General features: G+C 37.8%; 8 protein-coding genes. 6 read left to right on the top strand and 2 right to left on the bottom strand.

The genetic code is table 11. The annotated features are described in order from the left end of the window. The first annotated feature begins 196 nt into the window (after nt 1–196). The 6 genes from CJD30_RS11080 to CJD30_RS11055 all read left to right on the top strand — a co-directional run bounded on the left by CJD30_RS11080 (nt 197) and on the right by CJD30_RS11055 (nt 4049). The gene (locus CJD30_RS11080; RefSeq protein WP_294919073.1) at nt 197–607 is read left to right on the top strand and encodes a hypothetical protein; all 411 of its coding nucleotides are present in this window, start codon (nt 197–199) and stop codon (nt 605–607) included. 66 nt (nt 608–673) lie between these two features. Beyond that, entirely contained in the window at nt 674–1336 is a 663-nt protein-coding gene (locus CJD30_RS11075) for a uracil-DNA glycosylase (protein ID WP_294919071.1), read from the top strand. Continuing rightward, nucleotides 1333–2394 carry a hypothetical protein gene (locus CJD30_RS11070; protein WP_294919069.1) on the top strand — a complete coding sequence of 354 codons (1062 nt, stop codon included), beginning with the start codon at nt 1333–1335 and terminating at the stop codon, nt 2392–2394. Before CJD30_RS11075 ends, CJD30_RS11070 begins: the two co-directional genes overlap by 4 nt. Further along, nucleotides 2372–3037, top strand: coding sequence for a Crp/Fnr family transcriptional regulator (locus tag CJD30_RS11065; protein WP_294919066.1), 666 nt, complete (start codon nt 2372–2374; stop codon nt 3035–3037). Before CJD30_RS11070 ends, CJD30_RS11065 begins: the two co-directional genes overlap by 23 nt. Before the next feature lie 59 nt (nt 3038–3096). After that, nucleotides 3097–3603, top strand: coding sequence for a ferritin-like domain-containing protein (locus CJD30_RS11060; protein WP_294919064.1), 507 nt, complete (start codon nt 3097–3099; stop codon nt 3601–3603). Next, entirely contained in the window at nt 3600–4049 is a 450-nt protein-coding gene (locus tag CJD30_RS11055; RefSeq protein WP_294919062.1) for an ankyrin repeat domain-containing protein, read from the top strand. The genes CJD30_RS11060 and CJD30_RS11055 overlap by 4 nt, the downstream gene beginning before the upstream one ends. Before the next feature lies 1 nt (nt 4050). Here CJD30_RS11055 and CJD30_RS11050 read toward each other — a convergent pair whose 3' ends face one another. Together CJD30_RS11050 and CJD30_RS11045 are read right to left on the bottom strand one after the other, a co-directional pair. Next, on the bottom strand, nt 4051–5595 hold the full coding sequence (locus CJD30_RS11050) for a YfiR/HmsC family protein (RefSeq protein WP_294919060.1): 1545 nt from the start codon (nt 5593–5595) through the stop codon (nt 4051–4053). Between the two features lie 8 nt (nt 5596–5603). Continuing rightward, the gene (locus CJD30_RS11045) at nt 5604–7703 is read right to left on the bottom strand and encodes a TonB-dependent receptor (RefSeq protein ID WP_294919058.1); all 2100 of its coding nucleotides are present in this window, start codon (nt 7701–7703) and stop codon (nt 5604–5606) included. Between the last annotated feature and the right edge of the window lie 139 nt (nt 7704–7842).

Here is a 7842-nt window from a genome sequence, read left to right as displayed (position 1 = left end):
CCAGTTGAAGTAACTGTAGAAGAAGCTTCTTCTTGCTGCGGTGGCGGACACTGTTCGTAACTTGATTCAAATACTTTGCTCAGCCTTTTTTAGGTTGAGTATTTTTCTCTTCACTAATAATCAAATTTTTTTTCTTAAGGCACTGTGAGTCGTATTTAAGGTATCATAAAAAACAAAAAACACGTAAGGTATATGTATGCCGCAAAATATTACGAACCGGATTCATGTATCCATCAAAAAAACGTATTATGTATATGATCGTTTCGGAATACAAGCTACCTTTGCACTTTTGTATCATGAAGAACCTTTGAGTGTGGTTGAACTCTCAAAATATGTTCGTATTTCTGATGAATTGATAGAATTGGATACAAACCATTATTTCATTATTTTTGCTTTTACGTCGCAGGAAAATGCCTATAAAGCTTCGCAAAACCTTATCCAAAAACTTGACCTCCATTTTAACAATCATACATCTTGTATAGCTGTCGATACGTTTGACAAATCAAAGACACCTGCGAATGTCATAAACCGCCTCAATCAAATCATGATAGAAATCCATAAGAACTCCTATGTACGTGTCGAAACTGAAGATATTTTAGATCATTAAAAAATCTTTATCTCCTTTTAACCGCTTCTTCTTTATACTCTCTAAAATTCCAAAGAAGTGATATCCGTGGACTCTTTTCAAAATCTGGCAATACTCGAAAACCTTTACCGTCTTCAAACATTGGGATATGCCTATACCGATCCCATAACGCCAAATATTCAAAATAGTTCAACCGCTTTGCCTGATACACTGATGAGTTTAGGGCAAGCCGTTGATAAATGCTATTTATGTGATTTAAGCAAGTCTCGATCTCAAAGTATGATGGGATACGGTAATCCCAAAGCTAAATTGATGTTTGTTGATGCCTATGTATCAGCAGCGGAAGATGAGGAAGCAAAGTATTATGTCGGGCGTTCAGGTATGATGCTTCGTGATATGATTGAAAAAGTATTGCTAATGAACATTAACGATGTCTATTTTACCCATGCCGTTAAGTGCAAGCCTTTTGGTTTTCAAACCCCTTCTGAAAGCGAATGTGGAAGTTGTGCCCCTTTTTTATTGAAACAATTAGAACTTATTAAGCCAAACATTATTGTTCCCCTAGGACCGGATGCATATCGGTTGGTAACATCGGATACAAGCGATTTTGAGCGGCTTAGAGGGGAAATTATCCCATTTGGCGACTCTGTGATCATCCCATTGTATCATCCGCTTTTTTTGGTTCGGAATCCATCATTAAAAAAAGACGCTATGCGGGATCTGCAAACGATCAAAGTGCAACTATTATGAAGATTATACGTTTTTTTCTACTTTTTGTTCTCCTTATAATCGATTCTTCCGCCCGTGATATTGTTATACGGAAGGGGGGAAGCGCATCATCGGTTCAAATTTCCGAACCGATAATGAAACCGATTAAAATAGGGATCGTATCTTCGCCAAAAGTGATTGGAAAGTACACACAATCACTCTATAATGTTTCCCTTGCAACACTCATGAGCCGTAGAAATCAGTTTGAGATCAAACGGTATGATATGAAAGATGAGTCTATTGTTTCATTGCAAGAAGCTATGGATCATCTTCGTAATGACGGAGTGGATGCTGTTTTGGCTCCCCTTACAGCATCGGGGGCCAAGAATCTAATCACTCTTTCCAGCAATCTGCCCATCTATATTCCTACTGTACATAAGCGTGATTTGGAAAATGCGCCTGAAAATTTTGTATTTGGTGGAATCGATTATGTTGCTCAGATCGAAGCCCTTTTAGCTTATATGTCAGATTCTATCGCTATCTTTTACGATGATTCCAGTGTTGGAACACAGTTGAAATCTATTACCGAAGAGGTTTTTTTGGCGCATAAAAGCGAGAAGAAAAAAATCTCTGCATACAGTGTCGACACTAAAGGCGATAATATTGTTTCTCATCTTTCCAAACCGGCTAAATTTAACAAATCAAGTGTCATCATCCATATTCCTGTCGTCAAAAGTGCGATTTTGGCATCGCAATTAACATTCAATGGCATTAAAGCTCGCAATATCCTCTCGACACAAATCAATATCGATCCTACCCTACTTTCTCTAACTCAATATATTGATCGCAAAAACATGATTTTAGCCAACTCATTGATTGAGTTCCCTTCCCATATTTATGCAGCAAATATGTTGATGAATAACGATATTGCAAACGATTGGATCCAATATTCGACAAGCATCGGAATAGATTACTTTGTCTCCATTGTTGATCACTCTCCTAGAGAATACACTATGAGAATTGTCCATGCGCAAGTTATTTACCCGGTAGAATTATTACGTGCAAAGGAGTTTGGTTTTGAACCCGTTACTTCAAAATGATCCGTTATCGATCGATAAAATAGGACTTTTTAGCCATTTGTCACCCATTCAGCGTAAAAATATAGAAGAAATCGGAATATTACGCCGGTTTGAAGAAGATGAAATCGTTTTCTATGAAGGGGATCAAAGTGAATATTTTCACTTTCTGGTCGATGGTGAAGTAGTCATCTTTAAGTCTACCGCATCGACTGAACCGATGGTCATACATCGATTCAGATCCCCTTCATTGATCGCAGAAGTAGCGACACTCAGACAAATCCCCTATCCTGCATCATGCAAATCAACCTCAGTAGCATTGATACTGAAAATATCACGTGATCCGTTTTTACAACTTTTGCAAAAAGATCCTTCTTTGAGTATCGCTTTGATTGCATCGTTGAGTAATAAAATTTCCACTTTAGAAATTGCACTCCAAAGGCATAGTGCACCGAGTGCATTGGCCAAAGTGGCACGATTGATTCGTGACGATACAAAAGCATTTGAACGGCTCAAAGGGATTGATATTGCTCAAATGTTGGGGATCACACCTGAAACACTATCCAGAATGATCAAGAAACTGAAATCCGAAGGTATCATCTCTTTTTCTAAAAAAGAGGGAATTGAGGTTTTGTTACATCATGATCTCATATCTTATTGTGGATAATTATTTTCCTTTAAGAGAAGCAATGTTAGAGTTAACGATCTAAGTTAGAGGAGTTTTCAATGGGAAAAAGAGGAATTTCACTTCTTCGAGGGATTGAAGCACAAACCGTTTATGAATTATTGAACAAAGCATATTGTGATGAGTGGCTTGCTTATTATCAATATTTTATTGAAGCCAAAGTGGTAAAAGGGCTGATGAAAGATGCTGCAATTACGGAATTGACACAACATGCTGCGGATGAGCTCCGACATGCTACCATGGTGTGTGATCGTATTATCCAACTTGGCGGTACCCCTGCTCTTCATCCATCTGAATGGTTGATTAATTCTAATTGCGGATATGATGCTCCCACAGACGGTGATGTACGCAAAGTTTTAGAACAAGCAATCAAAGGGGAGCAATGTGCTATCAGTGTTTACTCCAATATCCTCGATATCACCAGAGACAAAGACATCATAACGTATGACCTCGTATCTCAGATTCTAGCGGATGAAGTGGAACATGAAGAAGATTTGCAAGCCCTTTTTGACGATATTGAAGAGTTTATAGAACAATTCAAAAAATGAAATATTTTCTAATCATTGTCCTAACCGCTTTATCCCTGCAGGCTGCTGATATTGTCGATCTCGTAGGATTATTGGATCGTAATGATACAAAAGGGTTTGAGTCACACATTCAAACCCTTTCGGACGCTAACAGTGCTCGTGAAGATAATAAAAAGACCATTCTAATGTATGCATGCTGGGTTGGTAATTTTGACGCTGTCCGTTATTTGCTCAGCAAGGGAGCCGATGTAACGGCACAGGATATGGGAGGGGTTACTGCTCTTCATTTGGCAATATGGAAAGGATATTCTCCGATTGGATTGTATCTTATTGAGCACGGCGCGTCAGGAACAGTGATGAGTCAAGAGGGAATGACCCCTTTGGACATTGCTATTTTGAAAGAAAATCGTGAAGTTATTTCGGCAATTGATAAAAAATCACCGAAACTCAAATCTCTTTTGAAATAATTTATCCAAGAATGATTTTATTTCTACCGCTTTGTTTTGCACGATAAAGCGCTTCATCGGCTTTTCGAATAAGACTTTCTACCTGATCACCCTCTTCCAGCGAAGCAAGCCCCACACTGATTGTAACCTTATGATCGATACCAAAAGAGTGATTTTCGACTGCAATACGTAGATTTTGAGCCATAATCATAGCTTTGTCCGTTTGAGTTGATGTTGCTAAAATGACAAATTCTTCACCTCCCCAGCGTACACAAAAATCGGTTTTACGTATATAGGTTTGGATAAGGCTTGCGATCTCTTTTAATACTTTATCACCTATGTCATGTCCGAACATATCATTAATCGTTTTGAAGTGATCAACATCAACAACAAGAATCGACAACTGAGTTCCATAACGCTTAAATTGATCGATTTCATTCGAAATTTTTGGAACAAAAGCGCGTCGATTGAACAATCCGGTGAGTGGATCGATCTGCGATAGCTCGTTGAGACGTCGATTTTGTTTAAAAATAAAGACCGAAAGAATCACAATGATAATCGATAAAAGTAAGAGTCCGCCGATAGCTGTTTTTTGTGAAGCGATAACACCCTCTTGGTGGACAAGATTGTTTTTTTGTTTTGTAATTTCATTGTTTAGGGTAGATAAAACTGAATTTGCATTATTGATCTCTTGATATTTTTCCTGATGAGAGGCTAAGAGTGTTTTTAAAATGAGCTCTTTTTCCCGTATCTGTTTTTCATCTTCGAATAATTGATGTTTTTGAGCTTCAATACGTGATCGAATCGATTCGAGCTCATCTTGTTGTGTTCGAATCATAGTGCTTTGTTCGGCGATGTCATGCAATTGATTTGTGATCATCGTACTTTGAAGATCGATTTTGCTTTGTTGTTGGATCAATGCCTCTTTTTGTTTTTCGATAGCGGCTATTTTAGACGATAACTCACTGTTCTTTTCAGATATTTTTTTGTTTAGTAGAGTAATCGCCTCTTTTTGTTCTTTTAGCTCATCCTGTGAGCTTTTGTAGAGTTTGGCAACGTCAATTTCTGTACCGCCGAGCAATACTAGATCGGGTGAAATATTCAAAGATCGATTGAGAATATTGGCTTTATTGATTTCGAATGCGATGATGTTATTGTTTTCTGTCAGATTGATCATCACTTTTTTACGATCTTTATATCCGTCGCTAATAAATAAGACATCATCGGATTCGTACTCATAAAATAGTTTGTCGTATAAAGCTGCACTTTCCTCATCCACATAAATGGCCTGTATATTTTTAGGGATTGAACGCGGATCGAAAAACGTGACACGAATCTTTTTATCATTGAGTGATTTTCGGGAGGAAAGCATTAAAAACATATTTTTAATACTCTCATTTTTGGAAACGACAAGTAAATGATACTCTTTTAATGCAGATTCATTTTTCCAAACGGTATGCTTCAAAAAATTGTAGGTGTATGCAACTTTCACCTGATCGCTGTTAATCTCTTTTGCATGTACCAAGAGAAGTATAAAAGAAAAAAACAACCCTAGAAAATTTTTCATTACATATCCTAAAAGTTTATTGTCAACATACCGCTTATCATGCGTGTATCCTGTGGAGATAAATACTTTGAGCTACTATTGTAACGGACCCCGTAATAGTGTTCATCAAAGAGATTATTGATTGTCAATGAAATTTTCATGTTTTGAGTGATATCGTAGCTGGCATATAGTTTTGCAATGCAATATCCTCGAACACGTGCAAGTTTTCCATCGTCATAAGGTGCTGCCATAATAGGGCTTGCCCAACGCATTGAAGGTGAAATACGCCAATTTGAATATCGCAATGTACTTCCGGCTTTGAAAATGTGTGATGCTGAATACGGGAGTGGATAATCATAGATATAATCAATTTCTCCATCGACATAACTATAATTTCCCCAATAGCTCAGATCGAAACCCGAAAAATAAGAGTGTCCTTGATAACTGAGTTCTCCACCGTATAATCTAGCACGTGTTGAGTTTTCAGCACCTACAGGGTCAAGAATTGTAGTGTTGGGGATAAAATGTGCTTTATTGGGCAATGACTCTTCATTTGAGATAATATCTTTGATTGTTGAATAATAGATTGAAAAGCTGATTTGATCATTAGGCGTTAAAAACCACTCTAAATCGTATTCATAGTTTTTGCTTTTTTCCGGCTGAAGATCTGGATTCGCCACACGATATCGATCTGTCGTGTATGTTCCGCTATTTCCTATTTCTTGTAGTGGGTTACCATAGATCTTATATTTTTGATAATTGGAAGGGGCAAGAAACGCTTGGGAATAGATTAATTTTTGTGTTAACGCTCCCGTGGAATGAATCAGTGCAATACGGGGATTTAATGTCGCTCCGTAGTCGGAACTGTGATCAAATCTACCGGCCAACGAGAGTTGCCAGTTATCGTCCAGAACAATTTGATCCTGGAGATAGATTGCTTTGTTGTTCCAACGAATATCATAAATCGGCGCTACAATATTGGAACCGCCGAAATAAACCGTTCCGGAATAACTCGGTGTCGGCAAATCGATAGTCATAGGAATGGATTCAAATTGTTCAAATTGGATTCCGGCAAGCAAATGATGATCACCGAATGTTTTGGTGAGGGTCTCTTCAATCGCATAACGCTCAGATTTTGAGTACTTGTATCCCGGCCTATACGCTGTGTATTTATTGATAAAATAACTTCCTTCAAGCAATTCGGTTGAATCAAAGCTGAGGGTTGTTGTAGATCCGACATCGCTAGCTAATCGAGTATTGTAGCGCCCATATACACCTAGTAATTGCGTATCCAGATTGGAGTTATCATCAAAAATGTTACTAAGTGAATTTCCACCATTCATGGCGATTAAGGTCGATTCAGAGGAATAACGGTAGTTTGCGCCTAGTTCAAAACCGCTATTTTCATAACGTGCTCCGAATGATTTTGAAATATGGGGTTGAAAGTCAAATTCTTTATTTCTAGCGGATACAATAAAATCTTTAGGATAATCTTTTTCAAGATCATAATCTTGATCGTTGTGATAATGGGCTTTGAGGGTAAGATCACCCCCAAAAAGAGGGATCGATTTGACACCATAAAGATACCGATACCCTTTTTGTCCTATTGAAAGCCCGATTTCATCGGATGGTTGTTTGGAACTGATGAGATTGATTACACCGCTCAAAGCATCAGCCCCATAGACAACCGAGGCTGGACCATAAAGTATTTCGACACGATCTATCCCAAATAACGGATATTGCATAGAGCGGCTTAGAACTTCTCCATCGGTTTGATCTATTTCAATGCCGTCTTGCAGAATTTTAAAATAGTTCGTTCCCATAACACCGCGAATTCCGATTTGATTTAGAATACCGCTATCAGCATAGCGCATGACTTGTATGCCAGGCAAATCATTTAATAATTCGTCTAAACCACGATAGCCGCGATCTTCAATTTGCTCTTTTGAGACAACGATCATTTTGGCGGGTGTAAAATTGAGAGATTGCTCTGATTTTGAAGCGGATCGAACTTTGATGTTTTGGAGCTGGTACAGATCGAGACTGAAAACATCATCCATCAAATCGATTTTGTATTCATTGGCATACAGAAGACATGATGTACTTATCAATGAAAGTAAAAGCTTCATGATCCAACTGTCATTAGAATGAGTATTCCTTATTTCATATCAACGTTTTATTTGTGAAAAGATTATAAATAACTGAGATCGCAAATATATCGCAAAATGCATTTTTTGTTGTTTAAATTACACAATTTAACATTATATG

Origin of the sequence: Sulfuricurvum sp. PD_MW2 (assembly GCF_002633015.1) — a bacterium.
Lineage (GTDB): Bacteria > Campylobacterota > Campylobacteria > Campylobacterales > Sulfurimonadaceae > Sulfuricurvum.
This window is presented reverse-complemented; position numbering and strand designations above follow the sequence as displayed.

Excerpts from the sequence above, each read along its gene's own strand:
- CJD30_RS11045 (WP_294919058.1), bottom strand. The coding sequence starts at position 7,703 with ATGAAGCTTTTACTTTCATTGATAAGTACATCATGTCTTCTGTATGCC.
- CJD30_RS11050 (WP_294919060.1), bottom strand. The coding sequence starts at position 5,595 with ATGAAAAATTTTCTAGGGTTGTTTTTTTCTTTTATACTTCTCTTGGTA.
- CJD30_RS11070 (WP_294919069.1), top strand. The coding sequence starts at position 1,333 with ATGAAGATTATACGTTTTTTTCTACTTTTTGTTCTCCTTATAATCGAT.
- CJD30_RS11060 (WP_294919064.1), top strand. The coding sequence starts at position 3,097 with ATGGGAAAAAGAGGAATTTCACTTCTTCGAGGGATTGAAGCACAAACC.
- CJD30_RS11080 (WP_294919073.1), top strand. The coding sequence starts at position 197 with ATGCCGCAAAATATTACGAACCGGATTCATGTATCCATCAAAAAAACG.
- CJD30_RS11055 (WP_294919062.1), top strand. The coding sequence starts at position 3,600 with ATGAAATATTTTCTAATCATTGTCCTAACCGCTTTATCCCTGCAGGCT.